Here is a 22038-nt window from a genome sequence, read left to right as displayed (position 1 = left end):
GGCATGTCTTTTTTAGCTTTCTCTTTATGGGCTTAGTTAGCAGCCATGTGAGTTTCCTCCTTTTTCATTCTGAGTATAAAAAGGAGGGGAAATGATACCGGCATCGTGGGAACAGGCACCCCTTCAGCCCATTACCTTACAGTAAAGGTTTTCACTTTAGAAGGCGAACTCAAATCTTTCTTTGTACCAAAGCTATCCCACAGAAACACCTGCACTGAATACTCGCCTTTTTTAATATTCTTCGGCAAACTAAATCCGGCTCTCGCTATTGCAGTAGTATCGTGCTCACCACTGTAGCTCATTGTTCCGATATTTACCACTTCACCTTTCTTGTCTTTCACTTGGAAAACCACTTCTCCTTGTTGCTTTTCCTTTGAGTAGTTTCCAATTTCAGCTTTGATGAGTACCATGTCTCCTTTTTTATAGGAGACTTTCTCCTCACTTTCCAAATCAGTCAATTGAACGTTCTTGATTTCTAGCGGAGAATTGTAAACTTTAAAGTTGTGCGTGAAGGTCTCTAGTTTACGACCATCTTCACTTTTCCCCTCTATTAACAATTGATAGTCTCCATCCGCCAATTCTTTTTCAGGCAGCCATTGATCTTTTATCTGCAACTTATCTGCAAAAGTCCAAGATTCCACAGCTTTTCCCTCTTCCGTAACCACTTTCACTTTCCAATTCATCGTCTCACTACCTGTCGCTTCATACACTAAAGGCGTTCGATGGCTGACCGTATCCTTACTAATTTTCAAGCTTCGTAAAGAGAGTTCCGGTAGCTCACCTTCTCCCCTCACAACGACAAACTGCTTAACATAGGTATTTCCAGCAATATCAATCAACTCCACCGACACAACGTTTTTCCCCATCTCAAGTGGAATTTCATGTTCAAATGCTTTTGACTCACCAGATTGCGCTTCCTCTAAACTGATCTTCCCGACGTTATTAGAGTTAACATATAAAGCAACTCTGGACGTTTCATCGTAAAAACTTCCTTTTAAAAGATACTTTTCCTTACTTTCTGGTACAATAGTGGACATCAATTTGTCACTATCCTCATCTACAGATAACTCTGGGGCTGTAGTATCCACAGTCACTGGAAGCTGAAACTCCACTCTATTCCCGACAATATCCTCAGCTACTACTGGCAGCTTCAACACTCCATCATCTTCCACCCGGATAACAGAATCAAATCGCTTTAGTTCATTCAGAGGTATCTCCTGCCCACCTACAGTAAAAGTTTTGATTGGCGAGGCATTCAGAATAGCCCCTTGAAGACGAATATCTTTTGTAAAATAGGTCGATCCTGAGCGAGGCTGGTTGATAGCAACTGTCGGAAGATCCTGATCCACCATAACTTTAAACTCCTGAGCCTGATTCGGATATTCATATCCAAATCGATTCAATGGCGCCACTCGCACCGTGTTATACCCTTTTTTTAGTCCTTCTATTTTATAAGAAGTATTCAAACCGTTGTTTACATCTAAAAGGGTGATACCTGTCTCGGCAAACACTTGTATGTTAACACCATGAACGTCTTCCGATAAAGAATAAGAGAACTCGTATTCTCTTTCTGCTGTATAATTTACATCCTCAATTGCTTCATTCAAAATTAGATTCTCTTTCTGCGGAACATCCCCAATCGTTACGACAGGTTGCTTCTCCACAGGAAGGTAGGAACCATTCCCCGCTTTATCGAATGCGATGACATTCAAGCGATATTCTCCTGTTTCACTAAATTCCTTCTTATTTAAGATATATTTACCAGCCTTAAATGCACTTGGTCGAACTTGGATACTGTCATCCATATTGTCATTTAAAACGATATGATACCCGGCAATACCCGAACCGTCCTCATTATCTTGAGCATTCCAGCTTAGCTCTACATTTCCATCTTCCAGAACTTCTGCTGTTACACCCTTTATTTCAGGTTGAACTGAATCCACTTTGATAACAAACTCTTCTACTTGCCAGTCCGCATCCGCAACATCAAGTTTCGTTTTCACTTCATATAAGTAGTGTCCATCCTCCACATTATTGTAGCTTCCCGTTTTCTGATTATATTTAGCTCCTTCCCACATCCAAGTACCGTAATAGCTGTATTTTGTCAGCTGCCCTCTGCTGTAGTTTTTACTTAGATAATAATCTTGGGAAAGTTTGCGCACTAAATCACCTTTAATAAAGTCTTCTCCTTGCTTTTCTCCCGCATATACATTCACTTCTACTTCCTTTGCATTTCTAAGTAAAGAAAGTACCGGACCTGCCGTCGTACTGTAGTCAGGATGATTAGACATTGCTACTTCATCTTGGTTAAACACTTTATTATCGTAATCATAACCAAGCTTGGCGATTGTATTCCCTTTTGTAATGGAATAAAGCCCAGTCATTTTATGATAAGAGTCTTTTGCTGTGAAATGTGAATCAACAATATTAGGCAAAGACCAATCGCCGTAAAAACCCATATAAGGTACAGAAAGGCTAGGATACTTCTCATCAGTCGGAACCAAAGCGATAAATCCTTCCACAAAAATACCAGGATTTTGTGCAGTTAGTTCACCTAAATCAGGAAGATTAGCGAGCTTAAACGTCAGTTCCACTTTGCTTTTCGGTCCAACTTCAACTTTTGCATTTGACACCGATTTGCCGTTAACACCTACTAGTTGCAATTCTGCCCCTTTCACAACACCAGCTCTTGTGGTGCTGTATGTGAGGCCATCCTTTTCATATGTTTCATCTGTAAGTACCTCAGAAGCTTGATATTCATAGCTAACAGTGGATTCCGAAAGATTCTTCAAGGTAATAGAAATTTCCTTTTCTCTTTCAACAAAATCCTTCAAAGCCACTTTCCTCGTCGCAACTACGGGAGTTTTTACCGCTTTGTCCACCTTCGTCAAGCCTGCCCCTTGCTTTCTCGTTAAGTAAGGACGCTCGCTTTTAGCGTCGATTACAGGTTCTGCTGTATTCATAATCGCCATTTTCACAGCATCTGCCAATTCAGTTGGAGAAAGGTCATACTTTTCCTTGAAGGCTTCATACACAAGAGCAGAAACCCCGGTAATATGCGGGGCAGCCATACTTGTCCCACTCATGCTTTGATACTGGTCACCGTTTTTTAACGACCAGATACTTCCTCCTGGAGCTGTGATATCAGGATAAAATCCGAGGTCACTTGTTGCACCCCACGTACTGGAATCTGCCATGGTATTCGCTTCCTTATTCGGTCCAGTCATGAATTGTTCGCCAAAAGAAACAGATAGACCTTCCACCATTCCAAGTACACCTGGTTCCTGGTCTTCTCCAATAGCCAATCCCCCAAGTTCTAACATGTCTTTCCCTGCCTCATGCCCGACTAATACTGCTGGAATTTGAGGACGGAAAGAGGAGAACCCCATTTTCGTCAATCTTTCGCCTGTAGCTTTATCATTTAAAACTAATACTGCCGCTGCACCTTCCTCCTGTGCGTTTCCAACTTTCGTATAAAAATATCTGGTGTCGATATCATCTGGTTCGCTTCCTCTCTTAATGAGTAGGATTTTACCTTTAAGGTCAATTCCTAAATCATGTTTAAGCTTTGACAGATCCTGCTTGCTTCCAAATCCTGCATAGACTAATTCAAAATTATTTTCCATTCCGATAAATTCTTTAATATCGGGAGTGTCTGCAGGAAAATACGCAGCCATCTGTTTTTGCTCTCCACGCTTATATTCGAATGCTATATCGGTTACAGTCGTATTATTTAAAGATGCCGCGATCATTGTCTCCCCATATGTGGGATCAGCTACCCCATTATCAGGGTTTTTCGCAAATGGATGGTTCGTATCATTGGCTGTATTGGTGTTTGCATAGTTAGAGCTGTTACCTGCTGACTTTATTACGATAACTCCTGAATCCGCTGCATTTTTCATAGCAGTGTACTCTGGTCCGCCTTCTGCAATATTAAATGCTGCAGAAGAACCAAGGCTCATATTGATGACATCTGCACCTATTGCAACCGAGTGATTGATCGCCGCTAAAATATCATCACTGTAAATCCCGCCTGCGAGTGGATTATTGGTCAACACCTTCTGAGAAATCAACTGTGCTTCAGGAGCTACCCCTTAATCCCACCATCCTCTACATTTCCATTTGCTCCAATAATCCCGGCTACATGTGTGCCGTGATTGCTTCCAAGATTACTAGTCTCCCAGATGGTATGATTTTGGTCAGCCCAGTTATACCCTGTTGGAACTTTATCTGAGAACCATTTAAGAGTTAAATCCTTAAATTCAGAATCTTCAGGTAATTTTTGAACCACTTTTGCCAAATCTTCTTCGTTCGATAGTTTCTTCTCCATTCCCTCAGATAGAACCAAGTCCCTGTGAGTATAATCAATCCCAGAGTCAATTACCGCAATCAACATACCCTCTCCACGAAAATCACTGCCAAGACCGTTCTCTTCTCCATCCCATACGTGCGGAACGTTGGTAAGTTTGGTTGCATTATTCATATCCAAATCGTACTCTTTCACCAAGTACACTTCTTTTACTTGAGGAAGCTCCTTAATTGTTTTAATATCATTGCGCTTCACTTCTGCACTGGCCCCGTTAAAAGCTGTTTTGTATTTGTGCTTATACTTAATGGAAAGCCCTTTCGCTTTAGCCTGACTTGTGAATTCTTTGTGTGATCTGCTTGCACTGCTATAGGCACTTTCCACATCTTTCTTTGGTGCTTTCCCTATGCTCTTTTTGTTTTTGTTAAACGTTTCAAGAACAGAGTCACCTTTGTATTCGATAATGACCCTTACATTTTCTTTCTTTTCTCCTTGTGTGTCGTTTTCTTTTAATTCTTTACTTCCCAATTTTATTGAGTTCTCTGCTAAAACATTGTTATGCAACTGTTTGACCGCTTCACTGAAGGCAGCCTCACTGGTCGCTTGCGTGCTTTTGGTGTTCTCCGTTGCAACAATCATATTTGGCAGTATGCTGATTGTAATTAACAAAATAGCCAACACTATCATCCATTGCTTTTTTGCTTTCATCCTAACCCATCCCCCTAAATATCATCTTTATTTGTTTTTGGAAATAACAGCATCCCCAATGAATAGGCATCTTTTTGTTCTGTCTGTTCTACCTGCTCTTCGTTGCCCTTCGTTCTGTACCACTCCATAAATTCCTCATAGAGCTTCGTCTTGATTTCTTTCACCTCTTCTTCGGTTAAAAAACCGTATTATACATCAGCTGAATCTCTTTTGTGTTCTTTACACTTAATGATTCCTCCACCCATTCCAGGTAATCATTGTAGACCTTTGTGATAACTTTGCGATGCATGGCCTTTAATTCACTGTCCGGATCATTACCATCACTGAATTCAAGAAGGGACTTATCTACATTAAAAATCTTTGCAACAGGCTCATAATATTTTTCAATCACTCCCCTTTTTCTTCTTTATGTACTAATTCAATAAAACCGTTAGCCTTTAATGCTTGCACATGATAATTGACCTTGGAATGGATTCTATCCAACGTATACGCAAGGTTCTTCACACTCATTGGCTTCTTTGCAGCAATCATGATGTTCAAAATCTCTGTCTTGTTTTTATCCGAAAAAACCTTCAACTGCTCTTGAGTCTGAATCACAAAAATCTCTTTCACGCTAAAAAACCCTTTACTAACCCATAAAAAAAATTTTGTTACATAAAAAAATAATAATATAAAGCTAATATATTTTCAGAAAATTGTAAATAGTTTGTCGAAAGCTACATGAAAAGAGTTGAAAAGTCCTGGTATAAAGGTACTGATGAGTAGATAGAGTACAGCCACCGCAACCCATTTTACCCATAAAAAAGAAGGTCCTACTAAACTGATTTAGTAGGACCTTTCTTAAAATGAATTTCATATTCAGCTTTTATGTGGTTTCATTATTTCTTAATGAAAGTAACAAGAACTCCACTTCCTTAATTAAATGATGATATCACTTTATTCCTCTCTTTAATCTCAGATAGAATAATCTTCTAATCTAACCTGCGTTTTCTAGTTAAAAAACTATATCAGCATAGTTAGTAGAATAGTACAGTAATTTGTCATAGCTTCCTACTTTTAGGGTACTTTTTATATTTTGTAAAATAGAGCAAGTGCTCATGCCCGCTGCTTTCTTACAGTTATTTTCACACTATACATATCACGAAACAATTAACACTCGGCATAAATAGGTTTTGCTTAGAACAGCTCATTCTATTGGTTGGTATTTAATAGATCTACCAAAGGAATATCACAAAACGTAATTGAAGCATAGACAGAGAAAATAGATAATGAGACTTTTAGCTGAAGGTCTTTTTTATTTGTTTCCCGATTAAGAGGTTCAGATGAAAAAATAATAGAAACGGCAATCCGAGCATGATGAAACTCCCTATGCTAAAACCTGGTATATAGAATAGTGGAAAAACAAGACTGCACCCTCCATACACAATCAAGCACCACCAATAAGGAGAAATTCTTGATTTTTCTCGTATATTTTCGAGAAGCGCTGTAATTACAGTTCCGATGAAACCAAAAATGACAACTTGATACGCAACATAGATCAGGAATGCTGGCAGCAATTCTCCATTAGGGTAAAAAGAATTCCAGAAGTTAAAAGCTCCCATTATAATAGAAGTAATAATTGCAGTTAATATAATACTCACCATTTTTATTAACATTGTGAGTCCTCCGTATTTAAGTACTTACAGAAATGGTAACAAAAAAAGCGGCAGATGAGTAAACGTTTTTAAAGGAGAACCCACATGAAAGATAACTTTGCACGTCGGAAGATATTTGCAACATACACCTCTACCTTTTTAACATCTATGGTTTTCGGTTTCTACTCCGTGTGGGATGAAGGAGGAGGATACTCTCATTTTTTCTTAAGCTATTGGACTAAAACGTACGAGGTCAACAAAATGGGGGCAACACCAGTAAAGGAAGAAGGTACGCTTTTGTTTTTTGATGAATCATGTTAAAAGAACTCTTGATTGGGTTCTTTTTTGTTTAATAAAGTTTTTTATCCAAGGTATGAGCATAAAACAACAATATCAGAGTACACACATTCTGCCCTAAAAAAAATTGAAGAAAAGAGGTCACTCCTGGATCACGATCTAGCAAGTAAAAAAGACTCGCATATGGATGAAGCTAAGAATTCTTAAAATTAAACAATCTATTAATCAATTTGTTGGGTAACCTCTGATTTATGAACCAAAATAACACGCGGTACGTAACGTTCATTCACTTTCCTAATCTCAAGGAAGTCTGATGAATATACATGTAGCACTTTGTGTAATTCATCTTGGTATGTAACGAGATCTCCTCTTTCTATTGTCATGTCCTCACCCTAGTTGTTAGTTTCTATAGTTAATTATACCTAAAAATCAACGAAGGAAAATTGGGAAACATGAAGTGATTTAGGGCTCAAATTGCAATAACTTGATACTAGTTTCCTCTTACAGTTAAAGTTCATGTATATTTAGATAAGGAAGTTAACTTGAACTAAATACATACTAATAAATGTAAATGATTAAATCTTATAAAAGGCGGGATAAAAAATGAATCTAGGAGAAAAGATTCGTTATTTCAGAAGAGTTAAAAACTTATCCCAGCAAGAACTAGCTGCCGGGATTTGTTCGGTTCCTTATTTGAGTAAAATTGAAAATGGAGTCACTGAACCTTCAGAGGAAATACAGCAGCATCTAGCAGTACGATTGGATATTAGTTTAAATTATTTAAACGAAAATGAAATCATTCATGATTTTGTAAGTTTGTTCCATTCTATTTATCAACGAGACTACACAACTGCTAAAGATAAATATTATAAGCTAATTAACCTACCTCCACGGTCAGTGGATGAAGACATTTTGCAAAAGATATTTAAAAGTATTTATATTATGATGACTACAGAAGAAATTCCGGGTGTAGAATCTTTATTAAACGAAGTGTCTTACATAGAGGACGTGATAAAAGGGCAAAAAGCTTTTTATTATTTCCTTGCCAAAGGGCTGCTCAGTTATCTCATAAAAGATTTTGAGGAAGCTATCCAGTATTTATACAAAGCAGAAAAATTCTTAGAAGAATATCATCATCAAGAATGGGAAAAAGGGTATCTTTTTTACATGATTGGACTAACTGCCAATCAACTTTATTATAGTATAGTTGGTTTAGAATATACCAAAAGAGCACTAGACATATTTGAGAAAAGCTACTATTTCAGAAGATGTGCCGATTGCAGAGTAATTATTGCTATTATTCATCTCCGAATTAGAAATTTTGATGAATCAGCTAAACAACTGCGACTTGCAGAAACTATAGCAAACTCTTTCAATGACCAAGAATTAAAGGGCGTCATTTATCACAACTTAGGCGGTATCGCTAATCATAAAGGTGAAACCCATAAAGCTATTGAACTATATATTAAAAGTCTGGTAGCTAAGGAAAAAGAGCCTCTATTCGCTAAAATAATGACAATCTATGCCCTAATAAAAGAATATGAAAAGATTGCAGATAACGAAAAAGGATTATCACTCATAGAAACATGGCTGGAACAGGTTACAGAAAATCCGCTTTACCGAGAATATGAACTTCATTTTCTATATCACAAGCACATATTTACACACGGTGAACATAATGATTCATCTATTCATTTCATGATTAAAGAACTACTTCCTTACTTTGAACAAAGAAACGAATGGGTTCATCTATCTGTATATTATCCGATAGTAGGCAGTTACTTTGAGAACACTCAAAAATATAAACAAGCGAGCAAATATTATTCAAGGGCTTATAATGCACTAAGAAGATTGCATGATCTAGGTGTCACCTACGTTTAACATATACCCAAAAAGAAAAAAGCACTTTTAAAAGTGCTTTTTTCTTTGAAATTTTTCAGCATTCTATATTTACAAACTAGCACACTTTAAACACCGGTCGCTCTTGAAAAGATGACTGCCAGTCCCCTGATATCGGTCGGCCGAAGTAGTAGCCTTGCACCTCGTTACATTGCATTTGCTGCAGAAATTGTAGCTGTTCTGCGGTTTCTACACTCTTCATGGATTACTTTAGATCCTAATTCCCCCATTCCACTTCCGATTCAACTTCTGCCTCTATCAATAGAAATCGATATATAACAATTGATTTTCTCCAAAATAAGCCTCAAAGAATATTCACTGGGGTTCGCGTCTATACTGCATACTATCGACTTAAAAGAAAGAAGATTGATGCAATATGGCAGAATCCAAAAATGAATTTCTTAGTTCTGATTTAACGCGAAATTTAAAAATAATAGAAGATAAAATGAAGCAGACGGCGGATTTAAAACGAAGAAAATTAACTTTTCATGGTAAAGCCATTATCCTTCTATATCTTGATACGATTGCAGATAAAGAAACGATTGAACTCCATATTATCAGTCCGATCAACAAACAAGAATCTAAAAGTATCGAGAATACATTAGGCACTAAACAATTTTCTATCATGACAACGTATAAAGACATTAGTGACTCTTTGGCAGAGGGTAATACCATTTTAATGATGGAAGATTGCAACATCGCTTATTCCATTACAACCCTATCAGATGAAAAGCGCGCAATCAATGAATCTCTTAATGAAAAAGTAACGATGGGTTCACATGATGGTTTTGTGGAAAACGCCAGTACAAATATATCTTTGCTTCGAAAAAGGCTCAGAACACCAGAATTCAAAGTGGAGTATCGAACATATGGAACGGAAACAAATGTTGAAGTTGCGATCTGTTATCTTGAGTCAAAAGTTGATTTGACTGTCCTTCATTCGATTAAAAGCAGATTAGAAAAAATTCAGAATGAAGATCTTATTAACTCCCGACAGATACAAGAAGCACTTGAGGATTATCCGTATTCACCTTTCCCGCAATCCTTGAGAACGGAAAGACCTGATCGAGCAGCCTTTAATCTCTTAAATGGGAATACAGTGATTTTTCTTGAGCATGAACCTTCTGCTTTAATTACACCTATATCCTTTTATTCTTTTTTAAGAAGCCCTGAAGATTATAACTCAAGATGGTTCGTTAACTTTTTTATTATTCTTTACGATTATTGGCTTTTATATTGTCCGTAACACTCCCGGCTTTTTATATCGCTGTTAATGCGTACCATTCTGCAATCTTACCGGTGAGCACTTTTTATACACTCAAACTTTCCGTTTTGAATGTCCCATTTCATCCTTTTGTTGAAGCGGTCATGATGCAGATTGTTTTGGAATTGTTGAAGGAAGCATCCGTCAGACTCCCTTCAGCCGTTGCACAAACCATTGGTACAGTAGGGGCTATTGTGATCGGTTCAGCAATCGTTCAAACCAATTTCATTTCCAACACCATGGTTGTTGTTATTGCGATTACTGCCGTTTCATCCTTTGTCATTCCAATCGGGGAAATGAGCACAACTATGAGGCTAATGAGTTTTCCATTAATTTTCCTTGCAGCTATGTTTGGCTTTATTGGAATTGCATTCGGATTAATGGTCTATACGACACACCTTGTTAAGCTGACTTCTGCAGGAAAAGTTTATGTTGAGGCACCTAAAATATTTCAATCATTCCTAAACAAACAGCCTAAAAATGGAAAGGATCAGGATACGAATGCTCACGAATAAGAATTTATTTTTCTTAATTATACAAGCCCAGATCGGCATCGGTATCCTCGGTCTGCCCTATATCCTATATAACCATGTACAGCAAGACGGCTGGATGTCTCTTCTGATCGCTGGAGTTTTAGCACAAGGGATCATTATCATTCTTGTCGCGTTAAGCAGAACTTCACCGAAGGAAACGTTTTATGAACTCAACCATAGGCTTTTAGGAGATTTTTTAGGAAAGATCGTTAACATCGTTTATGTGCTGTATTTTATATCGTTTTCCATGCTGCTCATGATACTTGTTACAGATGTTATCAACACATGGATTCTTCATCAGACGCCACGATGGGCAATCATCTTAATGCTTCTAACCGCAACATCTTATATTGCGAAGGAGCAAATATTGACTATTTCAAGAGCGTTTCTCTTTTTTCATTTTTGTTTATCGCCTTGATCTTTTTACTTATTCTTGTCTACCCTCAAGATATTCACTTTGGAAGGCTGCAGCCTGTTGGTTCAAACAGTTTTACAGAAATAGTAAAAGCAAGTCCTGATGCATTCGTTTCACTTATTGGTTTCGAGCTCATTTTATTCATCATGCCATTTATAAAAAACCCTAAAAAGAGCTTAAAGGTTCTCTCATTCGCAAATTTATTTACCCTTACGCTGTATACATTCTTATTTATCACTTGTGTAATTTCCTTTAGCGGCGTGCAATTCAGCCTTATTCATGAGCCGTTATTATATCTTTTTAGAGGTCTGTCCTTTCAATTTGTTGAGAGAATTGATATTATCTTTCTTTCCTTCTGGATTGTGCCTATATCCACCACACTTGTTATTCAGCTTTTTAATGCAAGCCATGGCGTCCAAAACTTATTTTCCATCCAAAGGAAAAAATCAGTGTATATACTTACGATTATTTTATTATGCTTAGGTTTGTTCCCTATAAGTTTTTCGGTGAAAGAATCACTGTCTAGTATCATGATCTATTTAAATATCATCTTTGTTTTTATTTTTCCGGCTTTGCTGCTCATCATCGCAAAACTGAAAGGAATAAAAGGATGAAGAATACTTTTCAAAAAATAACCCTTCTATTGTTCGTTTTTCCTCTGCTGACCGGCTGCTGGGATCAAAAATTAATTGTGGACCAAGAAGTGATGAACGGCGTAAGTTTTGATTTAGAGGATGACAAAGTTAGATCTACAATAGTTGTCCTGAACATCATACCTAAGGGAACAGGCTTTTTTGATTTTCAAAATCAGATTTCTTCTGCTACCGGTTATTCTATAGAAGATACATATCGGGAATTAAGAACGTATTATACCGGTCCTTTATCCGCTTCAAAATCACGCATTGTTTTGTTTGGAGAAAGTTTCGCAAAGAAAAACTTAAACTCCTATCTCGATTTTTTCTATCGCATTCCAGATCCCTATTTAGGGAGTAAAGTAGCGATTGTAAAGGAGTGGAAGCAAGTGAAATCTTTTCACTAAAAGAGATCGGCACAAACCCTATCGCCTTGGGATTGTATGAAATCATTGATGCTGCTGAAAGCAATTCTACGGTTCCCAAAGGAACGCTGAACACGTTATTTACTTACTTTAATGAACCAGGAAAAGATTTTATCCTCCCAATATTAGAGCAAAGAAATGGCAATATACGAGTATCAGGAGCTGGTTTAATCAGTAATAATGCTTATTCTGGAAAGATGATTTCTCTAAAAGAATGTCCCCTATTTTTATTATTGATGGATGATTACGGAGTACTTGTCGATCTAGAATCATATCTGAATGATAAAAAGAAATTAAATAATCAAGTTTCCTATAGAATTGAAAAGTCTAAAAGGAAGCTGGATATAAAGAAAGATGCTTCAGGAAAACCAATGGTTGATATCCATTTGAATCTTAAAGTAATGATTCATCAATACCCTAGAACCGAAAAAATCAGCTCAAAGCAGATTAAAGAGTTAGAAGAAACCATTTCAAAGGATTTAACGAAAAAATCTCAATCTATCATGAAACAGACCTAGAAAGCCAACAGTGATGTATTGGGAATTGGACGAGAAATAAAAGAAGCCGATCCGGCAGCTTGGAAAGCTCTTGACTGGCGCAAAACGTATCCATCCATTCAGATAAATACGAAGGTTGAAGTGGCGATTGAAAAGACAGGTATACTGAAATAGCATCAAAAAAAGCACGGTTCAGCGTGCTTTTTTGATGTAGAGTTTAAACGCTTGTTTTAAAAAATTCCCTTCTCCCAGCCATTTACCCCAACCGAAACACAATCCCATGCCCACCTTTTGGATATTCCCACTTAATGTTCTGATGCGGACACCCGATTCGGCAGCTTCCGCATTCGTGGCAGCCTTCATATCCAACGTGCATCCGAATCTCTTCCCACTTATACACCTCTGCCGGACAAAAGATCGTACAGATTTTATCCGGACAGTGGTTCAAACAAACATCGGCATCCATGACGGTAAGATGTGACTTCGTGTCTGCATTAAAACGAACGAGATACTGTTTTTCTTCGATAGTCTGACACTTTCTTTCGCTCATTTACTTCATCACCTTCCACGCCCGGTATGCGTCACGAGCTAGTTTAAGTTTCTCTCCTGTTGTCCCAACATCACGCCAGATCTTCTTTTGTTTATCCCATTTAGATGTCCCGTCCACCGTGAACATCTGGCTCATCGCCTTATTCGCCATCGGAATGTACTTTTCAAAGTACTGTGGGAACTTATCGAAGTGATGTGTAGAATCTTTGTACTTCTTCATGTCCTGACCGACGAAACTGCTCATCAAGCGAGTTTTATAATGATTGAGTGTCGCTTCTGAATAATCGTCGCGTTCCTTCGCGAGCAGCACCGCTTCAGCCGCAAACTGACCGGACTTCATCGCGAGGTTTGAGCCTTCTCGGTGGATGGCATTTACAAGCTGGGCTGCATCCCCAACAACGAGTACCCCATTCCCCGCCACTTTTGGCATCGATTTATAGCCGCCTTCCGGAATCATGTGCGCCAAATATTCAACTGGCTCGCCACCAGCAATATAAGGACGGATCATCGGATGGTTCTTCACATACTCAAGCAGCTCATACGGTTTTATTTTATGCTTAATCAGTCCAGATAGAAGTGAACCAACTCCCAGACTGAGTGTGTCTTTATTCGTATAGAGGAATCCAGTGCCCAGAATTCCTTTTGTCGCGTCACCAAAAAGCTCGATTGTCGTGCCCTGGTTTTCTTCTAAATTAAAGCGGTCCTCAATGGTCTTTTTATCGAGTTTAATGATTTCCATCGTTGCGAGTGCTACTTCATCTGGACGAAACTCTTTGTGGAATCCGAGCGACTTCGCTAAAAGTGAATTTACTCCATCTGCTAAAACCACTACATCGGCATAAAGGTCGCCATTTGGCCGGTCAGTCCGTACTCCGACTACTTTTCCGTCCTCAACGATACACTCTAAAACAACGGTTTCGTTTACCAGCAACGCACCTTGCTCAACGGCTTTCCCCGCGAACCATTGATCAAACTTCGCGCGCAGTACCGTAAAGTTGTTGTATGGCTCTTGTCCCCATTCCATCCCTTTGTAGCCGAACGTCACTGCGGATTCCTTATCCATCATCATGAACCGCTGTTCCACAATCGGCCGCTCGAGCGGTGCTTCTTTCCAAAACTCAGGAATGACGTCTTCCATCATCTTTCGGTAGAGCACTCCGCCCATGACGTTTTTCGAACCCGGATACTCCCCGCGTTCAATTAACAAAACGTTAACCCCAGCTTTCGCCAGTTCGTAAGTACAGGAAATCCCGGCAGGACCTGCCCCGACGACGATCACATCAAATTTTTCAGACATGGTCCACCACCTCCTGGTTAAACGCTTGTTTAAATTGCTGAATTAACAGCGGCACAATTTCAAAGGCATCGCCTACAATTCCGTAGTGACTGGATTGGAAGATCGGTGCTGCAGGATCATTGTTAATCGCGATAATCAGACTAGAGTTCTGCATCCCAACAATGTGCTGAATCGCTCCTGAAATCCCTATTGCAAAATAGATCTTAGGCGTAACCGTCACACCCGTCTGTCCTACCTGATGATGATGCTCCACCCAACCCGCTTCAACCACATCGCGGCTTCCACCAACCGCTCCACCTAGTGTTTCAGCGAGATCATGAACAAGCTGGAACCCATTCGCACTTCCTAATCCTTTTCCGCCAGCCACAATAATATCAGCTTCATCAATTCTGACTTTTTTCGTCGTGTGCTGTACGATTTCGAGCACCTTCGTTCGAATGTCTTCCTCTTTTATAGAAGCTGTTTCTTCTACTAATCTACCCGTTCTGCCAGGTTCAGGCGTGAGTGCCTTCATCACTTTTGGCCGGACTGTCGCCATCTGCGGACGGTATTTTTTACATAAAATTGTAGCCATAATGTTACCGCCAAAGGCTGGTCGGCTCGCAAGCAACAATCCCGTGTCTTCCTCAATGTCTAAAATGGTAGAGTCCGCGGTGAGTCCTGTTGGCAGGTCCGTCGCTACTGCGCTCGCCAGGTCCTTACCCGTTGATGTAGCACCATATAAAATGACTTCCGGCTTATATTTTTCACAGCACTCTAGCAATGCTTTCATGTACGATTCGGTCCGATAGTTTTTAAAAATAGCATCGTCATACACATAGACGGTGTCCGCCCCGTATTCGAATACCGTGTCTGCTAGATGTGTCACGTTTTCACCAATTAAAACACCCGCAAGTTCTGTGCCCCGTTTGTCCGCCAGTTCTTTCCCCGCTCCTAACAATTCAAGCGAAACCGGCACAACCTCCCCATCCTTCACCTCAATAAAAACCCAAATGCCTGAGTAATCCTCAAAACTCAACGCCAGACCCTCCCTTCACAGCAAAAGTTCTTTTTCTCTAGCAAAATATTGAGCAGCTTTTCTGTTTGCTCAGCTGCATCACCTTCTAACATCTCACCGCCACTCGGTTTTGTCGGTGCCCAAACTTTTGAAACAATGGTTGGTGAACCTTTAAGCCCGAGCTGTGTTCTCTCCACATCCTCTAAATCAGCAACCGCCCAGATAATAGGCTGATAACGAGCAGCTTTCAGCATGTTCGTCATCGATGAATACGGAACTTCGTTGATCTCTTTCTCCACCGACATTAAACAAGGCATCGTAGACTGAATGACTTCATATCCATCCTCTAACTTTCGGTGGACAACCGCATAGCCTTCTTCAATATTGATCTCTTTTACCTTGTTAACCGAAGTGAGAGGTGGCATGTCTAACCTACGGGCAATTCCTGGGCCAACTTGTCCGGTGTCACCGTCGATCGTCATCTTTCCGCAGATAATAAGATCCACTGGTTTGATCTTTGAGATTTTTTCTATCGCTTTTGTTAGCGCATAGCTCGTTGCCAGTGTATCCGCCCCTGCAAAAGCACGGTCGGAAATCATGTAGCCTTCATCTGCACCGATTTCGATGCATTTTTTAATTGCCTTAACCGCTGGCGGCGGACCCATCGTCAAAACTGAAACCGTTCCGCCGTATCTCTTCTTCAAACGCACCGCTTCTTCCACCGCATGCGCGTCATATGGGTTTAGTATCGCAGGCGCACTCGCGCGGTCCATCGTATTCGTCTTTGGGTTCATCTTGATGATCTTCGTATCCGGCACCTGCTTGATGCAAGCCACAATATGAAGCATTCGACCCCTCCTCTAATCACAGGCATTTCTTACATAAGAAGCCACTAGTATGATGATTACTACTACTATATGGAGGGCTTATCCAATACATGACGGATTTCTATACATAATTAAAAAGAGCATTTCTCCTTCTGAAGAAATGCTCCCGTTTTTGTTGAGTAAACTATTTTATTCTATTATAAGTTCATATTTATTCCCTAAATGAATGCTTGCTATTAATAATTGTTTTAAGACTCCCACGCCATAACACGTCTTTTAATTCCCATGGACGGAAAGGTAGGAGAGGTGTTAAATAGGGAATTCCATATGGTTTTAAATTCGTTGCCCATAAAAAACATAGAGTGAAAGTGATGATTAGTCCACTAAAACCAAAGAAGTAAGCAACTATCAACATTAACCACCTAAGAGTCGTAGAAAGCGGAACGATGCCTTTTACTAGGACTAAGAACACGCACAACTGATTTAATCCCGCTACTACTAATCCAGCAGGGCTTATCAAATGGATGGTTAACGCATGTTCACCGACTACTAATGTGGCTAATACGGTTATCATAATCGTTAAACTTTTATAAATGTGCAACGAAACATCAAACGTTATCCTTAGAATAAATAAAATAAATACCATTTCCCAAAACGCACCCAGTACCTCTTTCCCGTGAAACCACCCATTAATGACTTCGGATTCAATACCCCCGAATGAAATCTTTCCACGGCTACATAGATACTAGGTAAAAATACGGTTACCAAAAACCCAAACATTCTCATCAAACGATTTGCGAAGGAACCGTAACTAGTCGTATATTCGTTTTCCGTCTGAAACAATTCCCAAAATAGTAACGGCGCAACTAATGCGTAAGGGGTGTGGTCCGATATAATCACTACTTTACCTTGCAATAAATCAGAAGCGATCGTTTCAAACCGTTCTGTAAACTTTGTCATAGGAAACAATCCCGAACCTTTAATTTTTAATTCGTCAGCAATCACCTCTGCATTAAACATATAGTCCACATCTAGATTTGAGACTTTATTCATGACACGCTTCAACGTGATATGATCTACTCTTCCCTCAATATAAAACACATTGACACTGGTCTTTGCATCTCTTCCCATTACATAATTTATAATTTTTAAAGGAGCACCGTTTACCATATGTTTAAGGATTTTCGTGTTGGTTTCCAGTGATTCGGTCATACCGATCTCTTGACCGTATACGGTCCTTTCACTGGTTGCTTCCTCTAAAGACCGTTCGGGTAATTTTGAATTCTGTTGTTCATTTTGTTGAATCAATTTTTCCAACAATTTTTCTATGTTTTTGGTCATTGAATATCACACCCCAATTCAAAGGGTAGTATTCCCATGATAATTGCTAAAAAACCAAAACTACATCTTCCACTTCACTTGATTTCCTGCTATACCTTTTTCACCACCTTTCACCTATTTTTCATATGTCCAATTCCTTATAACACATCATCACACATAGGTGTTCCCTCCCATTCTCTCGACAAACAAGCTCTCATACATGCAATTCGGAAAGAATTCATGTTATTTATAAAATTGTCAGACAATTTAAATAGGGAGTTGTTGCATTAATGTTGAGTAAAAAGTCCTTTGCCTCCTTTTCCCTCAGTTTGCTTCTATTGACCATCTCGACCACCGCGTATGCCGACAAGCCTGGCTTGCCTGCATTCCCTGAACCGGTCGACAAAGAATCCTGGACGCTGCCACGAGATATGACGTGGAATGATTACCGGCCAGTTCCAGGGATCGATTGGCGGAATTCAGATGTTCAGCCAGAACGCGTCATTAAAGGCGCACTCATCATTGTAGATTTCCCAGATCGTGAATTTATCCTCAGTCAGCCAGAAGGCTCCGAAATTGCCGGCAATCCTATCAACACCGGTAACATCTCTCGAGATCAGATGGGGCAGTTTTGGCTAGACTTCTTAAACAAACCTCAAGCCCTCAACAACTACAGAACAATCGATGAATATTGGCGAGAGAATTCTTATGGCAAGTGGGCAGTTGAGCTTGATGCTTTTGGAACGTACCGCATGGATCACAACGAATTTCAATATGGGCTCAACGAATTTAATCAGATGCAGAATATGCCTGCAGGTTTTACAGGTAAAAACCTTCGATCCGAAGCCATTCAAAAAGCACAAGCGGATATCGATGCATCGGGAGAACAATACGATTTCCGATTTATCGTGCATGCCGGCTATGACGAATCGGGTGTGTGGCAGGAGTTAGGTGAAATGATGTTCCAAACACCTGAATCTGTAACGAAACCGTTTGGACCGCCATATGCGGGGATGCCGAATTCAGCCGTAACCCGCTATGTACCCTGGACGTCTTGGTATGCGGCTAAAAGTATTTGGTCTAGCGCAGGTGGCGGAACATCCATTCAAGGGGAGAATGATGGGATGGGCACGTTCGCTCATGAGTTCGGCCACATCATGAAACTCGGTGACAACTACAACAACCCTTATGCGAACCCTGTTTCTCGGACGTATTCAGGTCCGTGGGAATTAATGAGCCGCGGCAGCTTCAACGGCCCAGGCGGACCGCATACGAGATGGATGGTGCCATCTCCACTTGGCGCATCCGCTCCATCCCATCACATGCTGCGTAATAAAATCAAACAAGGCTTCTTAAATGAAGATCAGTATTTGAGTCTGAATCGAGACGAGCTTGCCGAAACTGGTCCTGTTTTTGCGGATATTCTAGCGCGTGAAGTACCAACCGGCGAAGAATTTGGCCGAACAGGACTGCACGGTATCCAAATTGCTATGGAAGACCTGACACCGGCTAACACGTTAAAAGATGACTGGCGTGCTGACATGCAGCGCGGAGCAAAATGGTACAACAACTATACGATTGAAGTGGTTGATCGTGTAGGCTACGATTCCTTTGCGCCGGATGCTGGCGTACTGCTCGCAAAAACGAAAAACACCGAATCAGCACCGAACATCTGGGTCATCGACTCTCATCAAGAAGACATCAATCAAGTGGATTTCAAGCGACCAGACGGAACGGACGCGATGATGTCAAAAGGAGATTTCCAGCAGCTTGCCGACTCCCTCTTTAAAGCAGGAACAGCGGATGGTGTTGTGAGTGAATATAAAGACGAACACAACCGCCTTCATTTTTATGTGTTGAAGAAAAAGTAGATAAACAAGGTGCGCTTAGTTACCGAGTGGCTGTGAGGCATATGGACGGAGCTGGTCCTTACGAGCGCGGCGTTCAGACAGTGAGAGGTTCAGAGGAATTTGCTGTACCTGGCCGAGTAGCCGTGTACAACTTCAATGTAACGAATACAGGGGAAGCAACAGATCTTTTCAGACTTAACGCGAGTACAAAAGCCGGCTGGGAGCTTCAGTTAGAAAACAATGTGATTGAAGTGGAAGCTGGAGAAACCGTACAAGTTCCTGTTTATGTGAAGATTCCGGATGCGAAGAGTGGTCCGAAACCAACTGAGCTTACGTTTACGACTACCTCTGAAACAGATAACAGTAAGATCTCAACCGTGGTTCATAAGGTCGGGCCTGGTAAAGGTAAATAATATGAAAGAGGAGGAGTGATCATCGCGATCACTCCTCTCTTTTTTAAAACGCATATTGAAACAGTCCATAATACAGCGGACCAATCATAATGATAGCTGTTAACCCAAACACAACAGGCCGAGCTGCTCTTGGGATCTCATTCGCATCTTCATTAAACTTCTTCAAGCCATATGCTAAATCCCACATGAGCCCACCGAAGAAAACAAACTTCCACACGAGAGGCGTGAACAGTTCGTTGCTTGTTACATAACCAAACAACCCGATCCACGTGATAATTGAGATCACAAAGTCTAGTTTTGCGGAGTGCGTTTTGTAGCCGCCTTTTATGAGGTAACCGATTGCAAACGCGCCGAGAATTCCTAAATAAATCGTCCATAGTATGTCTGTCATACTCCCCATGTCCCCTTTTTCTGTCTATGTGTCTCTATTATAAATCTTACAATTACTTCGGGGAAGGCGGAATGTTGGGTGTTTTACGTTTATTGTACACTTATTCCAATAAATTTCTTTCATGATAAGCAGGTTTGTTTCATAACCAAATTTTAATTGATTCTATTACTCTTTAGTTGAAGATCATCTTGTCCCTGGTAAATTTTCTACTTTTAATTACTCATAGTTCTATTTAAAAAAACTTGAAAGGCTATGCCAATCAAGGTCAAGGTTCCATAAAAAATATAACTACCTATTCCGTCTCTTTCACAAAAGTCTTACATGATCTCTTAGAAACTACCTCTTATAGCTGTGTTAGCTCTGTAATATCACAGTTATCCATTGAAAATCTTTTTAAAAAATCTAGTGCCTTTTGAGTTACGATTAACTCCCCTTTTGATGATAAACAGAAATGATGCCCTGACCAATTTTTGAAGTTTTCTCCTTCTACTTCAATTGTACCAAGTGGAATAAACCTACTAAAAGCAGGGAGTTCTCTATCTGGGTATAACTCTTTAAATTCATCAGATGTTGTAATTAAGCATTTTTCTAATTCGTAGTCTTCAAATTCACTTTTTCAAGTGCAGCTTCTAATGTATTCGACACTATAAAAGCTGGTGTTGACTCTAGAATGTCATCACCTAACCACCCTTCAAACTCATAATGTAAGAACTCCACCTTTCCATTTACACCCTTTTTCGCTATGTCCTGTTCAGTTCCATAAACTGTTTTTTCACCGTGACCACCAGAAACTTCAGGTTCTAAAAAAATAATTCCATTAATTATCATCCTTCCTATTTCATTTTCGCCATGTCCCTGGTAGGTCATCTAACTTAGAGAAGTACTCTACTAATTACCCTTATACTATTAAAAAACCTTGAAAGACTTATTCAATCAAGGTTTTTAATCGTGCTATTTATATTTTAGGAATATCGAAAGAATTACCAGGTGATTTGCTAATAAAGATATCAGGAAGATTTGGATTATTCTTTTGTAACTTAAATTTTTGAATTCTAGTTAATTCGGGGGTAAAAGAAATATCTTGGGATTTAAATTCTAAATTTAAAACTTTGTTATACAACTTAAATATAAAATTCTTCCATTCTTCTAATGTAGAATTTGAAACTTCCTCTGGAGATTCTAACAAACGATATCCATCTGCATAATAAAACATTAATAATCCCGTACCTAAATCGCAGTTCTTGTTTTCAAGAAGTGCGTTAGGTACATCAAAACCGCTATTCCAATTATAATTCGCTGCAATAACGTGGAGAATTAAAGGCTTATCTATGTTACTTACCTGTTTAATTGTATCTGCATTTTCTGTATGATAAAGTAGCTCTTCAACTAAACTTATTTCTTTACGATCCATGAAAACTGACCTCTTTACTAATATTTTATATAAATTTTGTTATCAAACTTTCTTGCCCATGGTTCTACTGTTGAACATTGGCTAGAAAGAGATATTTGATTTACCGAATCTTAGAATATCCTCTCCAAATCTCCTGCTCAACCATACTTATTCAAGAATATTCAAAGTTCATTTGTAGAACTTATGATTACGAAACTAACTCTTATAGTTGTGTTAAAGTTTTAATATCACAGTTATCCGTTGAAAATTCCTCAAAACAATCTAGTGCCTTTGGAGTTATCACCTTTTGATGATAAACAGAAATGATGTCCTGACCAATTTTTGAAGTTTTCTCCTTCTATTTCAATTGTACCAAGTGGAATAAACCTACTAA

At 39.5% G+C, this 22038-nt stretch carries 21 protein-coding genes and 2 pseudogenes; 8 read left to right on the top strand and 15 right to left on the bottom strand.

The genetic code is table 11. The features are described 5' to 3' along the window. Positions 1–131: 131 nt before the first annotated feature. The 6 genes from ACEWFH_RS04340 to ACEWFH_RS04315 all read right to left on the bottom strand — a co-directional run bounded on the left by ACEWFH_RS04340 (position 132) and on the right by ACEWFH_RS04315 (position 6669). Positions 132–4055, bottom strand: coding sequence for a S8 family serine peptidase (locus ACEWFH_RS04340; RefSeq protein WP_473726263.1), 3924 nt, complete (start codon positions 4053–4055; stop codon positions 132–134). Between the two features lie 32 nt (positions 4056–4087). Further along, positions 4088–5014, bottom strand: coding sequence for a S8 family serine peptidase (locus ACEWFH_RS04335; protein ID WP_473726262.1), 927 nt, complete (start codon positions 5012–5014; stop codon positions 4088–4090). Positions 5015–5028: 14 nt separating this feature from the next. Then, positions 5029–5178, bottom strand: a complete 150-nt coding sequence (locus tag ACEWFH_RS04330; RefSeq protein WP_473726261.1) for a hypothetical protein — start codon at positions 5176–5178, stop codon at positions 5029–5031. Positions 5179–5189: 11 nt separating this feature from the next. Next, positions 5190–5405, bottom strand: a complete 216-nt coding sequence (locus ACEWFH_RS04325; RefSeq protein WP_473726260.1) for a hypothetical protein — start codon at positions 5403–5405, stop codon at positions 5190–5192. Then, entirely contained in the window at positions 5402–5626 is a 225-nt protein-coding gene (locus ACEWFH_RS04320; RefSeq protein ID WP_473726259.1) for a winged helix-turn-helix domain-containing protein, read from the bottom strand. Before ACEWFH_RS04320 ends, ACEWFH_RS04325 begins: the two co-directional genes overlap by 4 nt. Before the next feature lie 665 nt (positions 5627–6291). Beyond that, entirely contained in the window at positions 6292–6669 is a 378-nt protein-coding gene (locus tag ACEWFH_RS04315; protein WP_473726258.1) for a hypothetical protein, read from the bottom strand. An 84-nt stretch (positions 6670–6753) separates the two neighbouring features. On the opposite strand from ACEWFH_RS04315, the gene ACEWFH_RS04310 reads away from it, so the two are divergent. From ACEWFH_RS04310 to ACEWFH_RS04285, 6 genes and pseudogenes are all read left to right on the top strand, one after another. Further along, on the top strand, positions 6754–6969 hold the full coding sequence (locus ACEWFH_RS04310; protein ID WP_473726257.1) for a hypothetical protein: 216 nt from the start codon (positions 6754–6756) through the stop codon (positions 6967–6969). A gap of 579 nt (positions 6970–7548) precedes the next feature. Continuing rightward, positions 7549–8826, top strand: coding sequence for a helix-turn-helix domain-containing protein (locus ACEWFH_RS04305; protein ID WP_473726256.1), 1278 nt, complete (start codon positions 7549–7551; stop codon positions 8824–8826). 394 nt (positions 8827–9220) lie between these two features. Then, positions 9221–10090 carry a spore germination protein gene (locus ACEWFH_RS04300; RefSeq protein WP_473726255.1) on the top strand — a complete coding sequence of 290 codons (870 nt, stop codon included), beginning with the start codon at positions 9221–9223 and terminating at the stop codon, positions 10088–10090. Continuing rightward, positions 10069–10623 carry a spore germination protein gene (locus ACEWFH_RS04295; protein ID WP_473726254.1) on the top strand — a complete coding sequence of 185 codons (555 nt, stop codon included), beginning with the start codon at positions 10069–10071 and terminating at the stop codon, positions 10621–10623. The genes ACEWFH_RS04300 and ACEWFH_RS04295 overlap by 22 nt, the downstream gene beginning before the upstream one ends. Further along, a pseudogene (locus tag ACEWFH_RS04290) lies at positions 10589–11670 on the top strand (GerAB/ArcD/ProY family transporter). The gene ACEWFH_RS04295 and the pseudogene ACEWFH_RS04290 overlap by 35 nt, the downstream one beginning before the upstream one ends. Continuing rightward, positions 11667–12784, top strand: a pseudogene (locus ACEWFH_RS04285) (Ger(x)C family spore germination protein). Before ACEWFH_RS04290 ends, ACEWFH_RS04285 begins: the two co-directional pseudogenes overlap by 4 nt. An 82-nt stretch (positions 12785–12866) precedes the next feature. Here ACEWFH_RS04285 and ACEWFH_RS04280 read toward each other — a convergent pair. The 6 genes from ACEWFH_RS04280 to ACEWFH_RS04255 form a co-directional block, all read right to left on the bottom strand. Next, entirely contained in the window at positions 12867–13160 is a 294-nt protein-coding gene (locus ACEWFH_RS04280) for a ferredoxin family protein (protein ID WP_082820778.1), read from the bottom strand. Further along, entirely contained in the window at positions 13161–14456 is a 1296-nt protein-coding gene (locus ACEWFH_RS04275; protein ID WP_473726253.1) for an FAD-dependent oxidoreductase, read from the bottom strand. Then, positions 14449–15474: an electron transfer flavoprotein subunit alpha/FixB family protein gene (locus ACEWFH_RS04270; RefSeq protein WP_473726252.1), complete on the bottom strand. Its 1026-nt coding sequence runs from the start codon at positions 15472–15474 to the stop codon at positions 14449–14451. The genes ACEWFH_RS04275 and ACEWFH_RS04270 overlap by 8 nt, the downstream gene beginning before the upstream one ends. Then, positions 15471–16301: an electron transfer flavoprotein subunit beta/FixA family protein gene (locus tag ACEWFH_RS04265; protein WP_473726251.1), complete on the bottom strand. Its 831-nt coding sequence runs from the start codon at positions 16299–16301 to the stop codon at positions 15471–15473. Before ACEWFH_RS04265 ends, ACEWFH_RS04270 begins: the two co-directional genes overlap by 4 nt. 190 nt (positions 16302–16491) lie before the next feature. Next, positions 16492–16926, bottom strand: a complete 435-nt coding sequence (locus tag ACEWFH_RS04260) for a spore germination protein (RefSeq protein ID WP_473726250.1) — start codon at positions 16924–16926, stop codon at positions 16492–16494. Then, positions 16902–17621 (bottom strand): spore germination protein, encoded by a 720-nt coding sequence (locus tag ACEWFH_RS04255; protein ID WP_473726249.1) that lies wholly within the window; start codon positions 17619–17621, stop codon positions 16902–16904. The genes ACEWFH_RS04260 and ACEWFH_RS04255 overlap by 25 nt, the downstream gene beginning before the upstream one ends. A 269-nt stretch (positions 17622–17890) precedes the next feature. Here ACEWFH_RS04255 and ACEWFH_RS04250 point away from each other — a divergent pair, with 269 nt between their 5' ends. Both ACEWFH_RS04250 and ACEWFH_RS04245 read left to right on the top strand, forming a co-directional pair. Further along, on the top strand, positions 17891–19471 hold the full coding sequence (locus ACEWFH_RS04250; RefSeq protein WP_473726248.1) for a M6 family metalloprotease domain-containing protein: 1581 nt from the start codon (positions 17891–17893) through the stop codon (positions 19469–19471). Between the two features lie 41 nt (positions 19472–19512). Next, positions 19513–19863 carry a FixG Ig-like domain-containing protein gene (locus tag ACEWFH_RS04245; protein WP_473726247.1) on the top strand — a complete coding sequence of 117 codons (351 nt, stop codon included), beginning with the start codon at positions 19513–19515 and terminating at the stop codon, positions 19861–19863. Positions 19864–19906: 43 nt separating this feature from the next. Here the strand turns inward: ACEWFH_RS04245 and ACEWFH_RS04240 are convergent, their stop codons facing one another. From ACEWFH_RS04240 to ACEWFH_RS04230, 3 genes are all read right to left on the bottom strand, one after another. Further along, positions 19907–20254 (bottom strand): hypothetical protein, encoded by a 348-nt coding sequence (locus ACEWFH_RS04240; RefSeq protein ID WP_473726246.1) that lies wholly within the window; start codon positions 20252–20254, stop codon positions 19907–19909. 588 nt (positions 20255–20842) lie between these two features. Next, the gene (locus ACEWFH_RS04235; protein ID WP_473726245.1) at positions 20843–21082 is read right to left on the bottom strand and encodes a hypothetical protein; all 240 of its coding nucleotides are present in this window, start codon (positions 21080–21082) and stop codon (positions 20843–20845) included. Positions 21083–21209: 127 nt separating this feature from the next. Continuing rightward, positions 21210–21665: a DUF4274 domain-containing protein gene (locus tag ACEWFH_RS04230; RefSeq protein WP_473726244.1), complete on the bottom strand. Its 456-nt coding sequence runs from the start codon at positions 21663–21665 to the stop codon at positions 21210–21212. Positions 21666–22038 lie beyond the last annotated feature (373 nt).

The organism is Fictibacillus sp. EA-CB0309 (assembly GCF_055814265.1).
This window is presented reverse-complemented; position numbering and strand designations above follow the sequence as displayed.

Excerpts from the sequence above, each read along its gene's own strand:
- ACEWFH_RS04335 (WP_473726262.1), bottom strand. The coding sequence starts at position 5,014 with ATGAAAGCAAAAAAGCAATGGATGATAGTGTTGGCTATTTTGTTAATT.
- ACEWFH_RS04315 (WP_473726258.1), bottom strand. The coding sequence starts at position 6,669 with ATGTTAATAAAAATGGTGAGTATTATATTAACTGCAATTATTACTTCT.
- ACEWFH_RS04310 (WP_473726257.1), top strand. The coding sequence starts at position 6,754 with ATGAAAGATAACTTTGCACGTCGGAAGATATTTGCAACATACACCTCT.
- ACEWFH_RS04305 (WP_473726256.1), top strand. The coding sequence starts at position 7,549 with ATGAATCTAGGAGAAAAGATTCGTTATTTCAGAAGAGTTAAAAACTTA.
- ACEWFH_RS04300 (WP_473726255.1), top strand. The coding sequence starts at position 9,221 with ATGGCAGAATCCAAAAATGAATTTCTTAGTTCTGATTTAACGCGAAAT.
- ACEWFH_RS04280 (WP_082820778.1), bottom strand. The coding sequence starts at position 13,160 with ATGAGCGAAAGAAAGTGTCAGACTATCGAAGAAAAACAGTATCTCGTT.
- ACEWFH_RS04275 (WP_473726253.1), bottom strand. The coding sequence starts at position 14,456 with ATGTCTGAAAAATTTGATGTGATCGTCGTCGGGGCAGGTCCTGCCGGG.
- ACEWFH_RS04265 (WP_473726251.1), bottom strand. The coding sequence starts at position 16,301 with ATGCTTCATATTGTGGCTTGCATCAAGCAGGTGCCGGATACGAAGATC.
- ACEWFH_RS04260 (WP_473726250.1), bottom strand. The coding sequence starts at position 16,926 with ATGGTATTTATTTTATTTATTCTAAGGATAACGTTTGATGTTTCGTTG.
- ACEWFH_RS04255 (WP_473726249.1), bottom strand. The coding sequence starts at position 17,621 with ATGACCAAAAACATAGAAAAATTGTTGGAAAAATTGATTCAACAAAAT.
- ACEWFH_RS04250 (WP_473726248.1), top strand. The coding sequence starts at position 17,891 with ATGTTGAGTAAAAAGTCCTTTGCCTCCTTTTCCCTCAGTTTGCTTCTA.
- ACEWFH_RS04245 (WP_473726247.1), top strand. The coding sequence starts at position 19,513 with ATGGACGGAGCTGGTCCTTACGAGCGCGGCGTTCAGACAGTGAGAGGT.
- ACEWFH_RS04240 (WP_473726246.1), bottom strand. The coding sequence starts at position 20,254 with ATGACAGACATACTATGGACGATTTATTTAGGAATTCTCGGCGCGTTT.
- ACEWFH_RS04235 (WP_473726245.1), bottom strand. The coding sequence starts at position 21,082 with ATGATAATTAATGGAATTATTTTTTTAGAACCTGAAGTTTCTGGTGGT.
- ACEWFH_RS04230 (WP_473726244.1), bottom strand. The coding sequence starts at position 21,665 with ATGGATCGTAAAGAAATAAGTTTAGTTGAAGAGCTACTTTATCATACA.